The following is an 18,878-nucleotide window of genomic DNA, read 5'->3' on the forward strand; positions in this document are numbered from 1 at the left end:
CGTCCTACCTAGAAATCATCATCCTCGCGCAGGGAGAAGCGCTGCGCGCTGTCCTGCGCCTTGGCCAGCACGTCGCTCTTCTCGTCACCGTACTTGATCATCATGCGCAGCTCGTTGGCCGAGTCGGCGTGCACCATGGCTACCTGCTCGCTGATCTTGCCGGCCTTGTAGAGTTCGAACAGCGCTTGATCGAAGGTCTGCATGCCCTGGTCGCGCGAGCGAGCCATGACGTTCTTGATCTCGCCCACGTCGCCCTTGCGAATCAGGTCGGCGATCAGCGGCGTGCGCAGCAGGATCTCGATGGCCGGCGTGCGTCCCCCATCGCGAGTCGGCAGGAGCTGCTGGGCGACGATGGCGTGCAGGTTGAGCGACAGGTCGAGCCAGATCTGCTCGTGGCGCTCATGCGGGAAGAAGTGGATGATGCGATCCAGCGCCTGGTTGGCGTTGTTGGCATGCAGGGTCGCCAGGCACAGGTGGCCGGTTTCGGCGAAGGTCAGCGCATGCTCCATGGTCTCGCGGGTTCGCACCTCGCCGATCAGGACGACGTCCGGCGCCTGGCGCAGAGTATTCTTCAGCGCCACCTCGAAGGATTCGGTATCGATGCCCACTTCGCGCTGGTTGATAATCGCCTTCTTGTGCGGGTGCACGTACTCGATGGGGTCCTCGACGCTGATGATATGTCCGCCCAGGGTCTCGTTGCGCTGCTGGATCATCGACGCCAGGGTAGTCGACTTGCCGGTGCCGGTACCGCCCACCACGAACACCAGCCCGCGCTTCATATTGGCCAGCTCCCCCAACTGCGCCGGCAGCGAGAGCTCCTCGAGATGAGGGATCTCGTAAGCAATGCGCCGGATGACCATGGCCCACTGGTTGCGCTGCTGAAAGGCGCTGACCCGGAAACGTCCCCGGCCGCTGAGGCTCAGCGCGAAGTTGGCCTCACGCTCCTGCAGGAAACGCTCACGAAGCCCCTCGGGCACCGCTGTATTGACCAGCTCGCGCACCTGCTCCACCGAAAGCCGCTGGTCGCCTAGTGCCGTGAGCTTTCCTGCGGTCTTGATCGTCGGCGGTGCTTGCACCGAGATCAGCAGATCCGAGGCCTCCTGCTGGGCCATGATGTCGAGCAACTGCTCCAACCATTCCTGTGCTTTCATCTCCCCGCCTCTCTAATTATCCCAAGGCATTCAGCTTGCCAGCGCGCTCTTGGCGCGGGCCTGCGCCTCGTCGCGATTGACCACGTTTTCGGCCACCAGCTTGGCCAGGGCGGCGTCGAGAGTCTGCATACCGATATTGCCGCCGGTCTGAATGGCCGAATAGATCTGCGCTACCTTGTCCTCGCGGATCAGGTTACGCACCGCGGCGTTGGCAATGAGGATCTCGTGCGCTGCGACCCGGCCGCCACTGCGGCGCTTGAGCAGCGTCTGCGAGATCACCGCCTGCAGCGACTCAGACAGCATCGAGCGCACCATGGCCTTCTCCTCGCCGGGGAAGACATCGATGATACGGTCGATGGTCTTGGCCGCCGAGGTGGTATGCAGGGTACCGAATACCAGGTGGCCGGTTTCGGCGGCAGTCAGCGCCAAGCGAATGGTCTCGAGGTCGCGCAACTCACCGACCAGGATGACGTCGGGATCCTCGCGCAAGGCGCTGCGCAACGCCTGGGCGAAGCCGTGGGTGTCGCGGTGCACCTCACGCTGGTTGATCAGACAGCGCTTGCTGCGGTGGACGAATTCCACCGGGTCCTCGATGGTGAGGATATGGTCATAGCGGTGATCGTTGATATAGTCGATCATGGCGGCCAAGGTCGTGCTCTTGCCCGAGCCGGTAGGGCCGGTGACCAACACCAGGCCACGTGGCAGCAGTGACAGGCGGCGGAAGACATCACCCAGCTCCAGGTCCTCCATGGTCAGCACCTCACTGGGAATGGTGCGGAATACCGCACCGGCCCCGCGCGCCTGGTTGAAGGCATTGACCCGGAAACGCGCGACTCCGGGGACTTCGAAGGAGAAGTCGGTTTCGAAGAACTCCTCGTAGTCACGACGCTGCCGGTCGCCCATGATGTCGTAGATCAGCTTGCGGACTTCCTTGTCCTCCATGGCCGACACGTTGAGGCGGCGAATGTCGCCATCGACACGAATCATCGGCGGCAGACCGGCCGACAGATGCAGGTCGGAGGCGTTCTGCTTTGCCGAGAACGCCAGCAGTTCGGTAATATCCATGCGATTCCCCTGCTCCCCGGTTGAGGTTCCAGCAAGTATGACAGACCTTGTGGACATGACGGACTTCATATGACTGAGATGACGGATACCATGCTTTCCGAGTCTCTGGCCAGTGCCCGCGAACGTCTGGCTCAGGCCTTGGCGGCGGCGGCACGTCCTGCCGAGTCGGCACGACTGCTCGCGGTCAGCAAGACCAAGCCGGCCAATATGGTCCGTGCAGCCTGGAAACTGGGTCAGCGGGAGTTCGGTGAGAACTACGTACAGGAAGCGCTGGAGAAACAGGCCGAGCTGGCCGACCTGAGCGGTATCGTCTGGCACTTCATCGGCCCGTTGCAGGCCAACAAGACACGCGCCGTGGCTGAACACTTCGATTGGGTCCATAGCGTCGATCGCGAAAAAATCGCCCGGCGCCTGAACGACCAGCGCCCCGAGGCGCTGGGGCCCTTGCAGATCTGCCTACAGGTAAACGTCAGCGGCGAGACCAGCAAATCAGGCGTCTCCTTCGACGAGCTGGAGGGTCTGGCGAAAGCCGTACTTTCGATGCCGCACCTGCGCCTGCGCGGGCTAATGGCCATCCCGGCCCCGGCCGAGGACATGGCGGGCCAGCGCGAGCCCCTGGCCCGGCTGCGCCAGGCCCTGGAAGCGCTGCGTGAACGCTTCCCCGACGCGCCGCTGGATACCCTGTCGATGGGCATGAGCGACGACCTGGAAGCCGCCGTGCTGGAGGGAGCCAACCTGGTACGCCTGGGCACGGCGATCTTCGGCGCACGAGACACATCGCGTCGCTAGGCGGCGTACCGCACCGGCAACGAGCCGTTCGCCCAATGACAGAAAAAGGACAGCTAGCAATGGCCAGCAGAGTCACCTTCATCGGCGCCGGCAACATGGCCGGCGCCATCATCGGCGGGATGATCGACAATGGCCATCCGGCCACCGACATCACCGCCACCTCGCCTAGCGACGATTTTCTGGCGCCGCTTCGCGAACGCCTCGGCATCCACACCGCTACCGACAATGCTGCGGCGGTGGCCGATGCCGACATCGTCGTGCTGGCGGTGAAGCCGCAGATCATGCGCGACGTATGCGAGGGGATGCGCGACACCCTGCAGCGTCAGCGGCCGCTGATCATCTCTGTGGCAGCCGGCCTCACGGCCGAGTCGCTGCAGGCCTGGATGGGCGGCGGCCTGCCGTTGGTACGCTGCATGCCCAACACGCCCTCGCTGGTCGGCGCCGGCGCCGCCGGCCTGTTCGCCACACCCGAGGTCAGCGCCGAGCAGCGCGACCAGGCCACTGCGCTGCTCGAGGCCGTGGGGCTGGTCGAGTGGGTGGAAGAAGAGGGCTTGCTGGATGCGGTCACCGCCGTATCGGGGAGCGCACCGGCCTATTTTTTCCTGATGTTCGAGGCCATGGAGGAGGCCGGGGTCAAGCTTGGCCTGCCGGCCGAGACCGCACGCCGCCTGGCGATGCAAACCGCTTTGGGTGCAGCGCGTATGGCGCAGGGCAGCGAGTTCCCCCCGGACCGCCTCAAGCGCAACGTGATGTCACCCGGCGGAACCACCGAGCGGGCCATCGAGCATCTTGAGCAGGCCGGGCTGCGCCGGATCATGGCCGATGCCATGGAAGCCTGTGCCGCCCGTGCCCGTGAGATGGCCGAGGAGCTCGGCAAGCGTTAGTCTTTCAAGCCGCTCGCGGTTATCCCGTGACGGCATCTTGACGATATGGAGGAGCCCACATGGGCCAACTGGGAAATGCCGGCCTGCTGCTGATCAATACCCTAATCAACATCTATCTGTTCCTGATGATGCTGCGCTTCCTGCTGCAGGCATCGCAGGCCGACTACTACAACCCCATGAGCCAGTCGGTGGTTAAGGTCACCCAGCCGGTGGTGCGGCCGTTCCAGAGCTTTCTCGGCCCGGTGATGGGACGCTTCGACATGGCAACCCTGGCCGCCGCCTTCGTGCTCAAGGCGATCGCCATAGTGGCGATTTTGCAAATTGCCGGCATCGGCATGCCGCCGCTCACCCAGGTAGCGATCGGCGCCGTGGCGGCCATAGCCAATGCCATCCTCAAGATCTACTTCTTCGCCCTGATCGTGATGATCATCCTGAGCTGGGTCGCCCCTAATGCCAGCCACCCCGGGGCGCTACTGGTCATGCAACTGGTAGAACCGATAATGGCACCGGTGCGTAAGGTCATTCCGCCGCTGGGCATGATCGACCTGTCGCCGATCGTCGTCTTCATCGCCATCAGCCTCATCGATGGCTTGGTGGTCGGTGCGCTGACGCGCGCCGCAGGTATCGCTGGCGCCCTGGTGGGTCTATAAGGCGCGCCGTTCGCTCATGGCGGACCTCAACGACAGGACATGGAACGACACATGCCCGAGCTTCCCGATGACTCGGTCGGCCTGGTGACGCCGCAGACGGCACACTTCGACGACCCCCTGGCCCTGGCATGCGGCAGGACGCTGCCGGCCTACGACCTGGTCTACGAGACCTACGGCACGCTCAACGCCGAGCGCTCCAATGCGGTACTGGTCTGCCACGCCCTGTCGGGGCATCATCATGCCGCCGGCTATCACAGCGCCGACGAGCGCAAGCCGGGCTGGTGGGATGCCCATATCGGCCCGGGCAAGTCCATCGATACCAACCGCTTCTTCGTGGTATCGCTGAACAACCTCGGCGGCTGCCACGGCAGTACCGGCCCTATCAGCATGAACCCCACCAGCGGTCGCCAATGGGGGCCCGACTTCCCCATGGTCACGGTGAGCGACTGGGTGAATAGCCAGGCACGCCTGGCCGAGCGCCTGGGAATAGAGCGCTTCGCCGCCGTGATCGGTGGCAGCCTGGGCGGCATGCAGGTGCTTCAGTGGACCCGGATCTATCCCGAGCGGATCGCCAACGCCGTGATCATCGCCGCCACGCCCAAGCTCTCGGCGCAGAACATCGCCTTCAACGAGGTGGCACGTCAGGCCATCCGCTCCGACCCGGACTTCCATGACGGCTGGTACGCCGAACATGGCACTGCACCGCGTCGCGGCCTGAAGCTGGCACGCATGGTGGGGCACATTACCTACCTCTCGGAAGACGCCATGGGCAGCAAGTTCGGACGCGACCTGCGCAGCCAGGACTTGAACTTCGGCTATGACGTGGAGTTTCAGGTCGAGTCCTACCTGCGGTACCAGGGCGACACCTTCTCGACCACCTTCGATGCCAATACCTACCTGCTGATGACCAAGGCGCTGGACTACTTCGATCCGGCGGCTGAGCACGGCGGCGTGCTGGCCGACGCCGTCGCGCCCAGCCAGTGCCCCTTCCTGGTGGTGAGTTTCACCAGCGACTGGCGCTTCCCGCCATCTCGCTCACGCGAGCTGGCCAATGCCCTGACCCGCGCCGGCAAGCCGGTGAGCTACGTCAACATCGACTCGCCCCACGGCCATGACGCCTTCCTGTTGCCGGAGCCGCGCTACCAGGCGGTGTTCGCCGCCTTCATGTCGCGTGCCGCCCGCGATCTGGGCCTGAAGGAGACTGCATGATGCGCGCCGACCTGGAGTTGATTCATCGCTGGGTGCCCGAGCGCGCCCACATCCTCGACCTGGCCTGCGGCGACGGTACCCTGCTCGAGGCTTTGGCACGCGACAAGCGTGTGACCGGCTACGGCCTGGAAATCGACCCCGAAGGCATCACCGCCTGTGTCGCCAAGGGCGTCAGCGTACTCGAGCAGAACCTCGACGAGGGGTTGGTCAACTTCGAGGATGACACTTACGATCTGGTGGTCATGACCCAGGCACTGCAGGCGCTGCGTCGCCCCGACCGCATGCTCGACGAAATGCTGCGCGTGGCCAGGGAGTGCATCATCACCTTCCCCAACTTCGCCTACTGGCGGCACCGGGTTCACCTGGGCATCCGCGGCTACATGCCGGTCTCCAAGTCGCTGCCTCATGCCTGGTACGATACCCCCAACATCCACCTGTCGACCTTCAACGACTTCGAGCACCTGTGTCGTGAGAAGGGGCTTCGCATCACCGACCGAGCTGTCGGCATCGGCGAGCACGAGGGACACTGGGCCACGCGGCTGTGGCCCAACCTTTTCGGCGAGATCGCGATCTTTCGCGTCGAGCGCCGGAATCGCCGGTGATAGCCAGCCTTCGATCGGCGTCGCCAAGGAGAGCGCCATGCTGAAACGCCTTGTGTCGCACCCTCTTGCTCTGGCCTTCGCGCTGCTGCTGGGGCTGCTGCCGCTTGCGGGCCAGGCCCAGCAGTTCGAGCAGATCGGCGACTACCAGATTCACTACAGCGCCGTGAGCACCAGCTTCCTGCCCTCATCAGTGGCCGAGGCCCATGGCATCCAGCGCAGCCCCGCCCTGGCGCTGCTCAACGTCAGTGTGCTCGAGGAGGTCGATGGCCAGCTGCGCCCGGTCAACGCATCGGTCAGCGGCAGTGTGGGCGAGGTCCAGGGCAGCAAGCAGCAACCGCTCAGCTTCCGCACTCTGCGCAGCGGCGAGACGCAGTCGCAGATCGCGGTGTTCCGCATCCGCGACGACGAACCGATGCACTTTACCCTCGAGGTGCGCTACGACCGCAACCGCGAGCCGGCCGAGGTGAACTTCATCCAGCGCTTCCATATCGACCGTTGAGCCGTGTCCGCCATGCTTGCCCACCTGCATGATTTCGACGCCGCCCCCTCGCGGGGCGTCACGCTCCCCGACGGTAGAAAGGCCTTCCTCGTGCGCGTGCACGGCCGGATCAGCGCCTTCGTCAACCGCTGCCCGCACCAGCAGGTACCGCTGAACCTGCCCGAAGGAAGCTTCCTCGAGGCGGGTGGCGAGCTGATCCAGTGCGGTATGCATGGTGCCCTGTTCCTGCCGGAAAGCGGCGAGTGCGTGTTCGGCCCCTGCCAAGGGCGCTTCCTGGAGCCAGTGGCCGTCTCAATCGACACCGAGGGCAATATCCACTTGGCGAGTGAGTGATATCGGAAGCCTGGCTCTCAGACCGATCGACACCGGCCGTGCATCACGCCAGCCGACCTCGCAGCCATGGGCGACTACCTCCACACCGCATTCGACCACGGCCTTGAGCGTGGCGGCATAGGCCGGATCGAGATGTGCCGCCGGCGCCACGTCGCGAATCCCCGTATGCGCCACGCAGAACAGCAACACCGCACGCTGGCCCTGCTCGGCCAGGGCCGCCAGCGCCAGCAGGTGCTTGCGGCCGCGCTCGCTCACTGCATCGGGAAAGTAGCCGTGACCGTCGAACTCCTTGAGCGTCACCTGTTTGACCTCGACGAAGGCGGTGCCCCTATCGGGATCGTCGAGGCGAAAGTCGAGCCGCGCTCCCTCCACCTTGGCTTCGCGCTTCAGCATGGCATAGCCGGCCAGCGATTCCACACGTCCGGCCCGCAGGGCCTCCTCGACGATGCGGTTGGTGCGACCGGTATGCACCGAGGCCAATGCCACGCTGCCGTCGGCCTGGGTCAGCTCGATCAGCTCCCAGGTCCAGGCCAGCTTGCGCGCCGGATTGTCGCTCGGCGCCAGCCACACGCGACAGCCCGGTACGTTCACCGCCCGCATCGAGCCGGTGTTGGGGCAGTGCGCCACCACTTCGCGGCCATTGTCGAGACGCACGTCGGCGAGAAAGCGCTTGTAGCGGCGCAGCAGCACGCCTGGGACCAGGGCGGGGTATTCCACGTAGACGCCCCCTATTGCCGCGCCAGAAAGCGCTCGAGACGACTTACCGCCTCCTCCAGGCGAGCGATGCCGGTGGTAAAGGCGATGCGCACATGGTGCTCGCCCCCATGCACGGCGAAGTCGACCCCGGGCGTGATGGCGACGCTCTCCTCCTCCAGCAGGCGCTGACAGAAGGCCTGGCTGTCGCGGCTGTAGCGCGAGATGTCGAGCCACAGGTAGAAGGCGCCCTGCGGCGGCAGCGACGGCGCCAGACCCAGTCGGGCAAGACCGGCCAGTAGCGCATCGCGGCGACGGCCGAGCTCGACGCGGCGGTTCTCGAGCAGGTCGCGGCACGCCGGGGTGAAGGCGGCCAGCGCCGCATGCTGGGCCGGGGTGGGGGCGGCGAGGAAGACGTTCTGGGCCAGCCGGGTCAGCGGCTCCACGGCATCCTCGGGCGCCAGCAGCCAGCCCAAGCGCCAGCCGGTCATGCCGAAATACTTGGAGAAGCTGTTGACCACGAAGGCTTCGCTCGAGAGCGAGACCACCGATAGCGGCTCAATGTCATAGCTGAGCCCCTGGTAGATCTCGTCCACCAGCAGATGCCCCCCTTTGGCAGCCACCGTGTCGGCGACCGCCTTGAGCTGTGCCGCATCGAGCATATGTCCGGTGGGGTTCGACGGCGTGGCGAGCATTGCCAGGCGGGTGTCATCGCGCCAGTGGCGGGCCACGAGGTCGGCGTCGAGTTGCCAGCCGCTCTCCAGGCCGACGGGAACGGTATCCACCTCGGCGCCGGCCAGGGCCATGAAGTGCCGGTTACAGGGATAATTGGGATCGGCCATCAGCACCCTGTCGCCGGGGCCGACCAGTAGCTGGCTGGCGAGCAGCAGTGCCCCGGAGGCGCCGGGTGTGATCAGGATGCGCCGGGGGTCGATGTCGGCCCCGAAGTGCTCGCGATAATGGCCGGCGATCGCCTCGCGCAGTGCCGGCAACCCGGCGGCCGGGCTGTAGCGGGTATGTCCCGCTGCCAGCGCCGCCTGACCGGCCGCCACCACCGGCTCGGGCGTGGCGAAATCGGGCTCGCCCACCTCGAGGTGGATGACGTCATGGCCGGCCGCCTCGCGCGCCTGGGCGGCCTCCAGCAGACTCATCACACGGAAGGGCTCAACGCGATCAACGCGCGGATTCCACGGCATGGCAAACTCCTGAACGCAAGATAGATGGCCGGAGGTCGGCACTTTTCCGGATACGGCGGTCAAAAAACCATACCATTGATTTGGCCCGCGGAAAGGCCTCGGCCATTCTCGCTGGGTATTGCAAAACTCTACGAATTCCGATAAACAAGCATGCCTTTGGCGTGAGATACCTTGCACCATGTTGCGGCGGGTATTGATCAGCAGTCACTCAAGTAATGAGGCAGTCCCATGCCAGTAGCAGACAAGAAGACGGAAGCGCCCAAAAAATTCACCCCGTACGAGGCCGCACCGGGTGAAGAGTACATGAACGAGCAGCAGCTTGAGCACTTCCGACAGATCCTGCTGGGCTGGAAACAGGAGCTCATGGAAGAGGTCGATCGGACGGTGCGCCACCTGCAGGAAGAGGCCAACAACTACGCCGATCCCGCGGACCGCGCCACACAGGAAGAAGGCTTCAGCCTGGAGCTGCGCACCCGCGACCGCGAACGCAAACTGCTCAAGAAGATCAACGAGACGCTCGAGAAGATCGATGAGGACGACTACGGCTTCTGCGAGGCCTGCGGCGTCGAGATCGGCATTCGTCGCCTGGAGGCTCGCCCCACGGCCACACTGTGCGTCGACTGCAAGACCCTGGCCGAGCTCAAGGAAAAGCAGCTCGGCGGTTGATGCCGGTGTGATGCGCCTCGCTCTCCTTCGCAACGGGCACCGCTGGGTGCCCGTTTGCATGTCGGCCACCGCAGCCAGGAACCAGACATGACCGGCTACCGCGGCCGCTTCGCTCCCACCCCCTCGGGCGCCCTGCACTTCGGCTCGCTGATCGCCGCCTTGGCCAGCTTTCTCGATGCCCGACGGGCCAGCGGCGAATGGCTCATGCGCATCGAGGACATCGACCCGCCCCGCTGCCCGGCAGGTGCCGCCGACACCATTCTGCGCCAGCTCGAGGCTTTCGGCCTGCACTGGGACGGTCCGGTACGTTGGCAGCATGACCTCGATGCGGCCTACGCAGCGGCCCTGGAACGACTCGAGACGCTGGGCCTGGCCTATCCTTGCAGTTGTTCACGCAAGCAGTGGCGCGCGTACCCGGTCTATCCCGGCTGGTGCCGTGAGGGCGTACGCGAACCGGGCAAGCCGGTAGCCTGGCGTCTGCGCAGCGACCTCGGCCTGCGTCCGGTAGTGTGGCAGGATCGCCTGTTCGGCGAGCAGCGCTTCGATCCCGCCGAGCTCGGCGACGTGGTGCTCAAGCGCAAGGATGGGCTGTGGGCCTACCAGCTTGCCGTGGTGGTGGACGACGCCGACCAGGGCATCAGCGACGTGGTCCGCGGCTACGACCTGCTCGACAACACGCCCTGGCAGCGCCAGTTGCAGCACGCCCTGGGGCTGCCCGAGCCGCGCTACCTGCACCTGCCCTTGATCGTCAATCGCGAAGGCCAGAAGCTGTCCAAGCAGAACCTGGCGCCGGCGCTGCCGCTGGAAGACCATGCCGTGCGGCCATTACTTCATCGCGCCCTGGCGGCACTCGATCAGGCACCGCCCATCGAGCTGCGTACGGCGCCGGTGGCCGAACAGCTTGCCTGGGCCACTGCCCGCTGGGAGTCGAGCCGTATCCGTGCCGAAGCCCAACGCTGGGAGTAAGGAGCGACCATGTACGTCTATCGCATCATGCTGTTCCTGGTCTTCGGCGGTTACTTGCTGTCGCCGCTGCTGATGAGCGGCTGGTCGAGCCCCGGCGTGGCCTGGTATCGCCCCTTCGTCATCTGGGGGGTGCTGATTGCCCTGACGCTGTGGCTGGAGCAGAAGAGGAAACTTGATGAACGCTAGCCTCGCCAGCGTCTTCGCCCTGGGCAGCGGCTACCTGCTGCTGATGTTCCTCTGTGCCCTGGCGGTGGAACGGGGTTGGCTCAGCCGCCGGGTGACACGACATCCCGCCGTATACACCCTTGCGCTCGGCGTCTATGCCAGCGCCTGGGCGGTCTACGGCAGCCTTGAGCTGGCGGCCAGCTCAGGCTATGGCTACCTCGCCTACTACCTGGGCGCGGCGGGGGCCTTCCTGCTGGCCCCGGTGCTGCTGGTACCGATCCAGCGCATGGCTCGAACCCACCAGCTCGCCTCGCTGGCCGACCTGTTCGCCTTTCGCTTCCGCTCGCGCTGGGTCGGCACGCTGATCACCGTGATCAGCCTGCTGGCGGTGTTACCGTTGCTGGCATTGCAGGTCCAGACCCTGGGCGACGCCATCCATCTGATGACCGGTGCCGCCTCGCCTGCCCTTCTGGCCTTGGCCTTGTGCACCTTGATTGCGCTGTTCGCCATGATCTTCGGTACGCGGCATGGCAATGGCCCGGCTCGGCACGACACCCTGCTGGCCGTGATTGCGCTGACATCGGTGGTTAAGCTCGTTGCCATGCTGGCACTGGGCGCCTTCGCCCTGTTCGTCGTTTTCGATGGTCCTGCCGACCTGCAGACCTGGCTGGATGGTCCCGGACAGGCCTATCAAGCCAGCGTGGTGCAGCCGGACGCCACCCACTGGCGCACGCTGCTGTTGCTGTTCTTCGCGACGGCCCTGTTGATGCCGCACATTTTCCATATCACCTTTGCCGAGACCCTGTCGCGCCACACCCTGCTGCAGGCGAGTTGGTCGCTGCCGCTGTTCCTGCTGCTGATGGCGATCCCGGTGCCGCTGTTGCTGTGGGCAGGCCAACGGCTGGGTAGCCATGAGGTGCTAAGCGCCGCCTACCTGGCCTTCGGCCTGTCCGATTCGTTCTGGGTCCAGGCACTGGCTTTCCTTGCCGGCCTGGCAGCCACCAGCGGCACCCTGGTGATCATCGCCATGGCGCTGTCGGGCATGATTCTCAACCATCTGCTGTTGGTCGCCCACCCACCCGAGGCCCAGCCCAACCTCTACCGCTGGCTGCGCTGGCTGCGACGGGCGCTGATGGCCACGGTAATTCTCGGCGGCTGGCTGTTCTATCGCACGGTGGGTGTCCACCACGACCTGACCACCCTGGGGCTGGCGGCTTTCGTCGGCATGGCCCAGTGCCTGCCGGGGCTGCTGGCGCTGCTCTACTGGCCGGGCGCCAACCGCAAGGGCATGGTTTCGGGGCTGGTCGTGGGCGTACTGGTCTGGCTCGCCGGACTGTGGTTGCCGCTGCTCACCGGCCTGCCCAGCTTGCTACTGATCCCGCCGGGAATGGAACTGCTCGTCGGCGAGCCCAACTGGTACGTGGTCACCCTGGTCTCGCTGGCGCTCAACATCCTCGTCTTCATTGTCGTTTCGCTGGCCACGCCCACCTCCGAGGGCGAACGTGCCGCCGCCGAGGCATGCTCGGTGGACGCCGTGATCCGCCCCAAGCGGCTGCCACTGCTCGCCACCTCCGGCGAAGAGTTCAAGCAACCACTGGCACAGGCGCTGGGCGAAGATGTTGCCCAGCGCGAAGTGGAACGTGCGCTCACCGATCTCGGCATGTCGCCATTGGACGGTCGCCCCTACGCCTTGCGGCGGCTACGCGACCGTATCCAGGCCAACCTCTCCGGTCTGATGGGACCCTCGGTGGCCCAGGATATCGTCGACCGCTACCTGCCCTACCGGCGCAGCGGTCAGGAGCCCACCGATGACATCCACTTCGTCGAGAGCCGGCTGGAAGCCTATCGTTCGCGGCTCACAGGACTGGCGCGTGAACTCGACGGCCTGCGCCGCTACCATCGCCGCATACTTGCCCGGCTGCCGGTGGGGCTGTGCGCTTTCGGCGTCGACGACGAACTGCTGATGTGGAACGATGCCCTGGCAGCGCTCTCCGGCATCGACGGAGCCGGCGTCGTGGGCGCTCGCCGCGACGGGCTGCCCGCCCCCTGGGCCGAACTGATGGGCCGTGCCCTGGTCGAGCCCAACGACTATCTTTACAAGCAGCCGGTCGAGCTCAATGGCAGCGTGCGCTACCTGACCTTTCACCGTGCCGAGCTGCAGGCCGACGAAGACGTGCGCGGCGGCACCGTGATCCTGATCGAGGATCACAGCGAGATGAAGTGGCTCGAGGACGAACTGGTGCATGCCGCCCGGCTGGCCTCGATCGGCCAGCTTGCCGCTGGCGTGGCCCACGAGATCGGCAACCCGGTGACCGGTATCTCGTCGCTGGCACAGAACCTGCGCTATGACACCGACGATCCCGAAGTCCTGGAGACTGCCCAGCAGATACAGCAGCTGACCGACCGAATCTCGCGCATCGTCAGTTCGCTGGTCGGTTTCGCCCATGGCGGCCGCCACGTCAAGGACACCACCCTGGCCCCGGTCTCCATTGCCGCCATCGCCGACGAGGCGCTGCACTTGATCCGCCTGGCGCGCTCAGGAGAGGATGTCCGTTACCGTAATCTCTGCCCCGCCGAATTCGTGGTACTCGGCGACACCCAGCGGTTGCAGCAAGTCATGATCAATCTGCTGAGCAATGCGCGTGACGCCAGCGAACCGGAAGGCGAAGTGGTGATCGACGCCGAACCGGAGGGCGGCATGCTGAAGGTCACCGTTACCGACGAGGGGCATGGGCTGGACGATCGGGTTCGCGAGCATTTGTTCGAACCCTTTACCACCACCAAGCCGCCGGGAGAAGGCACGGGGCTCGGCCTGCCGCTGGTCTACAGTATCATTGCCGAGCACCACGGCAGGATCGAGATCGAATCACCGCCCCCTGGGCGGGAGCGGGGCACTCGCATCTGCCTGTGGCTGCCCACCGAACGAGAGGATGGTGAACATACCGATGAGCCGGATTCTGATCGTTGAAGACGAAGCCATCATCCGCACTGCGCTACGCAGGCTGCTGGAGCGCCACGACTATCAGGTCAGCGAGGCCGGCAGCGTGGATGAAGCGCTGGCCCTGGAGCCGCGCGGCTTCGATCTGGTGATCAGTGACCTGCGCCTGCCCGGAGAGCCCGGCACCGATCTGATCGAGCAGGCCGCGCCAGTGCCCGTGTTGATCATGACCAGCTACGCCAGCATGCGCTCTGCGGTGGAGTCGCTGAAGCAGGGTGCGGTGGACTATGTGGCCAAACCCTTCGACCACGACGAACTGCTGGAGACCGTGGCCCGTGTGCTCCACCAGCAATCGTCGCATCGCGCCCAGCCGCCCGACGTCACCGATGCCGGCGGCTCGCGCCAGCCCATGATCGGCGAGTGTCCGGCCATGCAGTCGGTCTACACGCGCATCCGCAAGACCGCTCCGGCCGACGTCACCGTGCTGATCCAGGGTGAATCGGGCACCGGCAAGGAGCTGGTGGCACGGGCCATCCACCAGCAGAGCCAGCGCACCCACGCGCCGCTGATCTGCGTCAACTGTGCCGCCATCCCCGAGACCCTGATCGAGTCGGAGCTGTTCGGCCACGAGAAGGGCGCCTTCACCGGGGCCAGTGCCGCCCGCACCGGCCTGGTCGAAGCTGCCGACGGCGGCACGCTGTTCCTCGACGAGATAGGCGAATTGCCACTCGACGCCCAGGCGCGCCTGCTGCGCGTGCTGCAGGAGGGAGAGATCCGCCGCATCGGCTCGGTGGAGACACGCCATGTCGACGTGCGCCTGATCGCCGCGACCCACCGCGACCTGCGGGCCTTGTCCAAGACCGGCGAATTCCGCCTCGATCTCTACTACCGGCTCAACGTGATGCAGATCGATTTGCCGCCACTGCGCGAGCGCGAGGATGACATCCTGCTGATCACCGATGTGCTGCTGGAGAAGGCCTGTGGGCGGCACCAGCGTGAAGGGCTGCGCCTGTCTCGGGCGGCACGTCGCGAGATTCGCGACTATCCCTGGCCCGGCAACGTACGCGAACTCGAGAATGCCCTTGAGCGCGGCGTGATCCTGGCCGAAGGCCACTTGATCCATCCCGACGATCTGGGGCTGCACCCGAATTCGACACCTCATTCACGCAGCATCGTCGAGCCCAGGCCGATAGCCACCGACCAAGCGTTGGATGAGGAAGGCAACGTCGAAGAGGATCTTTCCCTGGAGGACTACTTCCAGCACTTCGTACTGGAACATCAGGATCACATGAGCGAAACGGAGCTCGCCCAGAAACTGGGAATCAGCCGAAAATGCCTATGGGAGCGCCGCCAGCGCCTGGGCATACCGCGCAAGAAGCAAGCCCGGCGCAGTAACGCCTGACGAGAAAAATGCTCTTCTACGACTAACGTCCAAGCGCCTCGACCGGTTCGTCGAAGGCGCTTTTTTGTGCCCGGCCGGGCCTATTTGCACCAGGTGTTACCTTCCCACCCAGAATTTGCCCCGACATGGCGCAGCAGGGGTAACACACCAGGCATGCTGGTTGAGAGCACTCTAGGGCTAGTGGCACAAGCCACTGTTATTAATAGACTAAAAACCACCTTGGCATGTGCCGTGCAACATTCAGGGCAAGAAAAACAACATCCGGCTGCCCCCGAGCCAACAACAATAACAAGGCATCAGGGAAGGCAGGGCCTGCGCCAATAACAACAATGGCAGGCTGTGAAGAGGATGCGGCCAGGGGCAACAACGACAAGACGCCCCGGAGAGAGCCGCCCTTCGCTTTATTCGCCCAACAACAACAAGATTTGAGCGAAGCACCGGATCCATCAGGACGCGACGCGCCAACCCCGGCCTACAACAAGAACAACGGCCGCAAAAGCGCACCTTCGGCAACAACATCAACAAGCCGAAGGCAGGCATATCTCCTGTGCCGTCGTGGTTGGATTATTGTTTTGAATACGAGGCGGTCGCAACCAGGAACGTCAACAATCACAACAACATTGTTTGCCTGTGATTCTTGGTGACTGTGGTGCGTATTCAAGGCGATGCGCCATCACGAAGAAGAAACAGCCGCAAGGACGCAGCACCGTTTTGCTTGTCAGAGGAGGCCCAGCGGCCTCCTCTTTTGCTTTGTATTCTCCTGCCACGTCCTTACGGTGAATCCCTCCGCCGCTTTGCAAGGTGTCGGCGGTCGGCTACACTCTACAACTTTCGCACACTGCGAGTCGAAATCGCCGCATGTTCAAAGGATTTACCCGCTTTCTGCAGAGCCCTGGCACGCATCTCAGGACACTCTTTGGCCCCCAAGACGCTTCCGGGGGGCAGGCAGGCCCTCGAATCGTTCCCCGCGATCAACATCCCATTTCGCGCCAGCATTTCAGTGAGGCGGCACTGAAGGTACTCTATCGCCTGCACAATGCCGGCTTCGAGGCTTACCTGGTGGGCGGCTGCATTCGCGACTCCCTGCTCGGCAAGATGCCCAAGGACTTCGACGTCGCGACCAATGCCACGCCCGAACAGGTACGGGAACTGTTTCGCAACTCCCGCATCATCGGCCGGCGCTTTCGCATCGTGCATGTGCGCTTCGGCCGAGAAGTGATCGAGGTCACGACCTTCCGCGGGACTCACGGTGACGATCATGGCGATCATATCGCCCAGCAATCCGAGCATGGCCTGCTGCTACGCGACAATGTCTGGGGAAACATCCAGGAAGATGCCATTCGCCGCGACTTCACCGTCAATGCGATCTACTACAGCATTGCGGATTTCTCCATTCACGATTTCGCCGACGGCATGCGCGACATTGAATCGCGCACCCTGCGTCTTATCGGCGACCCTGCCGTTCGCTACCGCGAGGATCCGGTACGCATGCTGCGTGCGGTGCGCTTCGCGGCCAAGCTCGATTTCCATATCGCACCGGACTCGGAAGCACCGATCACTGAGCTGGCGCCGCTGCTGCTGCAGATCCCGCCCGCCCGGCTGTTCGACGAAATGCTCAAGCTGTTCATGGCCGGCCATGGCGTGGAGACCTTCCACCTGCTGCGCCATTACAGCCTGTTCGCCATGCTCTTTCCCGAGACCGACGAGGCCATGGCCGAGCTGCCCTGGGCCGAGCCGCTGATCGAACACGCCTTGGCCAGCACCGACCGGCGTATACGCGAAGAGAAACCGGTGACACCGGCGTTTCTCTTCGCCGCCCTGCTGTGGGGTCCCGTACAGCTCCGCCAGGCCGCGCTGGAAGCCGAGGACATGCCACCCATACCGGCACTGCAGCTGGCCTCGCAGCAAGTCCTGTCGCGCCAGCTGAAGCATATCTCGATTCCCAAGCGTTTCAGCATGCCGATGCGCGATATCTGGGATCTGCAGCAGCGCCTGCCCCAGCGACGCGGCAAGCGCGCCCTGCAGACCCGGGAGCATCCGCGCTTTCGTGCTGCCTATGACTTCTTGCTGCTGCGCGAGGCCGCCGGGGAGATCGAACCCGGTCTCGGCGATTGGTGGACGGCCTATCAGGAGGGTGACGAGCACGAGCAACGGCGCCTGCTGGAAAAGGCCGGTGCCGATGCCGGCCCCGGGGGCAATAATTCACGCCGCCGGCGTCCGCGCAAACGTCGGCGGCGGAGTTCCTCCGGCCCCTCATGACACCGCCCGTCGACGTGTATGTCGGGCTCGGCAGCAACCTCGACGACCCGGTCGCTCAGGTCCGCCGAGCGCTCGATGAACTCGGCACCCTGCCTTTGTCCGAGCGTATTGCCACATCGCGGCTGTATGCCAGCCGCCCGGTCGGCCCCCAGGACCAGCCGAACTTCATCAATGCCGTCGCTCATCTGCGTACTCGCCTCTCTCCGCTGGCCCTGCTCGATCAATTGCAGGCCCTGGAACAGCGTCATCACCGGATTCGCCAGCGCCACTGGGGGCCCCGCACCCTCGACCTCGACCTGCTACTGTACGGAAACGAGACCTTGAAGCTGGTACGCCTGCAGGTGCCGCACCGCGAGATGACGTCGCGCGCCTTCGTGCTGTTGCCCCTCGCCGAGCTGGCGCCGCGATTGCAACTCCCCGACGGGCGGCACATTGCGGAACTGACGGGAACGCTCGCCACCGCTGGCGAGGTCGAAGTGTTACCTGACGACGCGAACTGAGCGGGCGGGGGTGTTACCAGTCGACACGACTGTCGTATTCTGGTAACAATCACGCGCAGCATTGGCGCCAGAAGCTTCAGCCGGTCGCCCGAGACACAATGGGAGCACGCCATGAAATCCGTCACGCTAAGCACACTGCAGGGCTACAAGCGCGCAGGTGAAACCTTCAGCTGCCTGACCGCCTACGATGCCTCCTTCGCGCGCACCGTCGCCGAAGCGGGCATCGAGGTCATGCTGGTTGGCGATTCGCTGGGCATGGTACTGCAGGGCCACGCCAGTACGCTGCCGGTGACCCTCGAGGACATCTGTTATCACACCCGCTGCGTGGCAGCTGCCAAGGGGGCGAGCCTGCTGATGGCCGACCTTCCCTTCATGAGCAACGCCACCAGCGAACGCATGCTGAATGACGCCGCCGCACTGATGCGCGCCGGCGCCGAGATCGTCAAGGTCGAGGGCGAAGCCTGGATGGCCGACGGCATCCGCGAAATGACGCGCCGCGGCGTGCCCGTCTGCGCCCATCTCGGCCTCACGCCCCAGACCGTCTACCAGCTCGGCGGCTACAAGGTACAGGGCCGCGACGCCGAGCGCGCCGACCAGATCCTCGCCGATGCCCGTACGCTGGTCGAGGCGGGCGCTTCGGTCATCCTGCTCGAGTGTGTGCCGGCAAGCCTGGGCAAGATCATCACCGAGGCCCTCGACGTGCCCGTGATCGGCATCGGTGCCGGCCCTGACACGGATGGCCAGATCCTCGTCATGCACGACGTACTCGGCGTCACTCACGGCCGCACGCCACGCTTCGTCAAGAACTTCATGACCGAGGCCGACGACATCGCCGGTGCGTTTCGCCGCTACCACGAGGACGTCAAGGCGCGTCGCTTCCCGGCCGAGGAACACAGTTTCTAGTTCCTTTC

19 protein-coding genes are annotated in these 18,878 nt (G+C 64.8%); 15 read left to right on the top strand and 4 right to left on the bottom strand.

What is annotated here, in order from left to right; genetic code table 11:
* Positions 1-8 precede the first annotated feature (8 nt).
* Both HNO52_RS19480 and HNO52_RS19485 read right to left on the bottom strand, forming a co-directional pair.
* A complete protein-coding gene (locus HNO52_RS19480) occupies positions 9-1,151 on the bottom strand; it encodes a PilT/PilU family type 4a pilus ATPase (RefSeq protein WP_197566821.1) in 1,143 nt (380 codons plus the stop codon).
* A 30-nt stretch (positions 1,152-1,181) separates the two neighbouring features.
* Positions 1,182-2,216, bottom strand: coding sequence for a type IV pilus twitching motility protein PilT (locus HNO52_RS19485; RefSeq protein ID WP_197566822.1), 1,035 nt, complete (start codon positions 2,214-2,216; stop codon positions 1,182-1,184).
* 78 nt (positions 2,217-2,294) lie between these two features.
* On the opposite strand from HNO52_RS19485, the gene HNO52_RS19490 reads away from it, so the two are divergent.
* The 7 genes from HNO52_RS19490 to HNO52_RS19520 are packed head-to-tail and all read left to right on the top strand — an operon-like array spanning position 2,295 to position 7,182.
* Positions 2,295-3,005, top strand: coding sequence for a YggS family pyridoxal phosphate-dependent enzyme (locus HNO52_RS19490; RefSeq protein ID WP_197569309.1), 711 nt, complete (start codon positions 2,295-2,297; stop codon positions 3,003-3,005).
* 59 nt (positions 3,006-3,064) lie between these two features.
* Entirely contained in the window at positions 3,065-3,889 is an 825-nt protein-coding gene (proC, locus tag HNO52_RS19495) for a pyrroline-5-carboxylate reductase (RefSeq protein ID WP_197566823.1), read from the top strand.
* Between the two features lie 59 nt (positions 3,890-3,948).
* On the top strand, positions 3,949-4,539 hold the full coding sequence (locus HNO52_RS19500) for a YggT family protein (protein ID WP_197566824.1): 591 nt from the start codon (positions 3,949-3,951) through the stop codon (positions 4,537-4,539).
* A 51-nt stretch (positions 4,540-4,590) separates the two neighbouring features.
* A complete protein-coding gene (gene metX, locus HNO52_RS19505) occupies positions 4,591-5,748 on the top strand; it encodes a homoserine O-succinyltransferase MetX (protein WP_197569310.1) in 1,158 nt (385 codons plus the stop codon).
* Positions 5,748-6,350 carry a methionine biosynthesis protein MetW gene (metW, locus tag HNO52_RS19510; protein WP_197569311.1) on the top strand — a complete coding sequence of 201 codons (603 nt, stop codon included), beginning with the start codon at positions 5,748-5,750 and terminating at the stop codon, positions 6,348-6,350. The genes metX and metW overlap by 1 nt, the downstream gene beginning before the upstream one ends.
* Before the next feature lie 37 nt (positions 6,351-6,387).
* Positions 6,388-6,849: a DUF4426 domain-containing protein gene (locus tag HNO52_RS19515; RefSeq protein ID WP_197566825.1), complete on the top strand. Its 462-nt coding sequence runs from the start codon at positions 6,388-6,390 to the stop codon at positions 6,847-6,849.
* Between the two features lie 12 nt (positions 6,850-6,861).
* The gene (locus tag HNO52_RS19520; RefSeq protein WP_197566826.1) at positions 6,862-7,182 is read left to right on the top strand and encodes a Rieske (2Fe-2S) protein; all 321 of its coding nucleotides are present in this window, start codon (positions 6,862-6,864) and stop codon (positions 7,180-7,182) included.
* On the opposite strand, the gene sfsA is transcribed toward HNO52_RS19520, so the two are convergent.
* Positions 7,141-7,899 (bottom strand): DNA/RNA nuclease SfsA, encoded by a 759-nt coding sequence (gene sfsA / locus HNO52_RS19525; RefSeq protein ID WP_197566827.1) that lies wholly within the window; start codon positions 7,897-7,899, stop codon positions 7,141-7,143. The genes HNO52_RS19520 and sfsA overlap by 42 nt on opposite strands.
* Positions 7,900-7,910: 11 nt before the next feature.
* Positions 7,911-9,071 (bottom strand): pyridoxal phosphate-dependent aminotransferase, encoded by a 1,161-nt coding sequence (locus tag HNO52_RS19530; protein ID WP_197566828.1) that lies wholly within the window; start codon positions 9,069-9,071, stop codon positions 7,911-7,913.
* Between the two features lie 228 nt (positions 9,072-9,299).
* Between HNO52_RS19530 and dksA the strand changes: the two genes are divergently transcribed.
* The 8 genes from dksA to panB all read left to right on the top strand — a co-directional run bounded on the left by dksA (position 9,300) and on the right by panB (position 18,870).
* The gene (gene dksA, locus HNO52_RS19535; RefSeq protein WP_167119305.1) at positions 9,300-9,737 is read left to right on the top strand and encodes an RNA polymerase-binding protein DksA; all 438 of its coding nucleotides are present in this window, start codon (positions 9,300-9,302) and stop codon (positions 9,735-9,737) included.
* An 87-nt stretch (positions 9,738-9,824) separates the two neighbouring features.
* A complete protein-coding gene (gluQRS, locus tag HNO52_RS19540; RefSeq protein WP_197566829.1) occupies positions 9,825-10,703 on the top strand; it encodes a tRNA glutamyl-Q(34) synthetase GluQRS in 879 nt (292 codons plus the stop codon).
* A gap of 9 nt (positions 10,704-10,712) precedes the next feature.
* Positions 10,713-10,889, top strand: a complete 177-nt coding sequence (locus HNO52_RS19545; RefSeq protein WP_167119311.1) for a hypothetical protein — start codon at positions 10,713-10,715, stop codon at positions 10,887-10,889.
* The gene (locus HNO52_RS19550; RefSeq protein ID WP_197566830.1) at positions 10,879-13,836 is read left to right on the top strand and encodes an ATP-binding protein; all 2,958 of its coding nucleotides are present in this window, start codon (positions 10,879-10,881) and stop codon (positions 13,834-13,836) included. Before HNO52_RS19545 ends, HNO52_RS19550 begins: the two co-directional genes overlap by 11 nt.
* The gene (locus HNO52_RS19555) at positions 13,814-15,208 is read left to right on the top strand and encodes a sigma-54-dependent transcriptional regulator (protein ID WP_197566831.1); all 1,395 of its coding nucleotides are present in this window, start codon (positions 13,814-13,816) and stop codon (positions 15,206-15,208) included. Before HNO52_RS19550 ends, HNO52_RS19555 begins: the two co-directional genes overlap by 23 nt.
* 858 nt (positions 15,209-16,066) lie before the next feature.
* A complete protein-coding gene (pcnB, locus tag HNO52_RS19560) occupies positions 16,067-17,467 on the top strand; it encodes a polynucleotide adenylyltransferase PcnB (RefSeq protein WP_197566832.1) in 1,401 nt (466 codons plus the stop codon).
* A complete protein-coding gene (folK, locus tag HNO52_RS19565) occupies positions 17,464-17,967 on the top strand; it encodes a 2-amino-4-hydroxy-6-hydroxymethyldihydropteridine diphosphokinase (RefSeq protein WP_197566833.1) in 504 nt (167 codons plus the stop codon). Before pcnB ends, folK begins: the two co-directional genes overlap by 4 nt.
* A 111-nt stretch (positions 17,968-18,078) precedes the next feature.
* The gene (gene panB / locus HNO52_RS19570) at positions 18,079-18,870 is read left to right on the top strand and encodes a 3-methyl-2-oxobutanoate hydroxymethyltransferase (protein WP_197566834.1); all 792 of its coding nucleotides are present in this window, start codon (positions 18,079-18,081) and stop codon (positions 18,868-18,870) included.
* The last annotated feature ends 8 nt before the right edge of the window (positions 18,871-18,878 follow it).

Origin of the sequence: Halomonas sp. MCCC 1A13316, from assembly GCF_014931605.1 — a bacterium.
Classification (GTDB): Bacteria; Pseudomonadota; Gammaproteobacteria; order Pseudomonadales; family Halomonadaceae; genus Halomonas.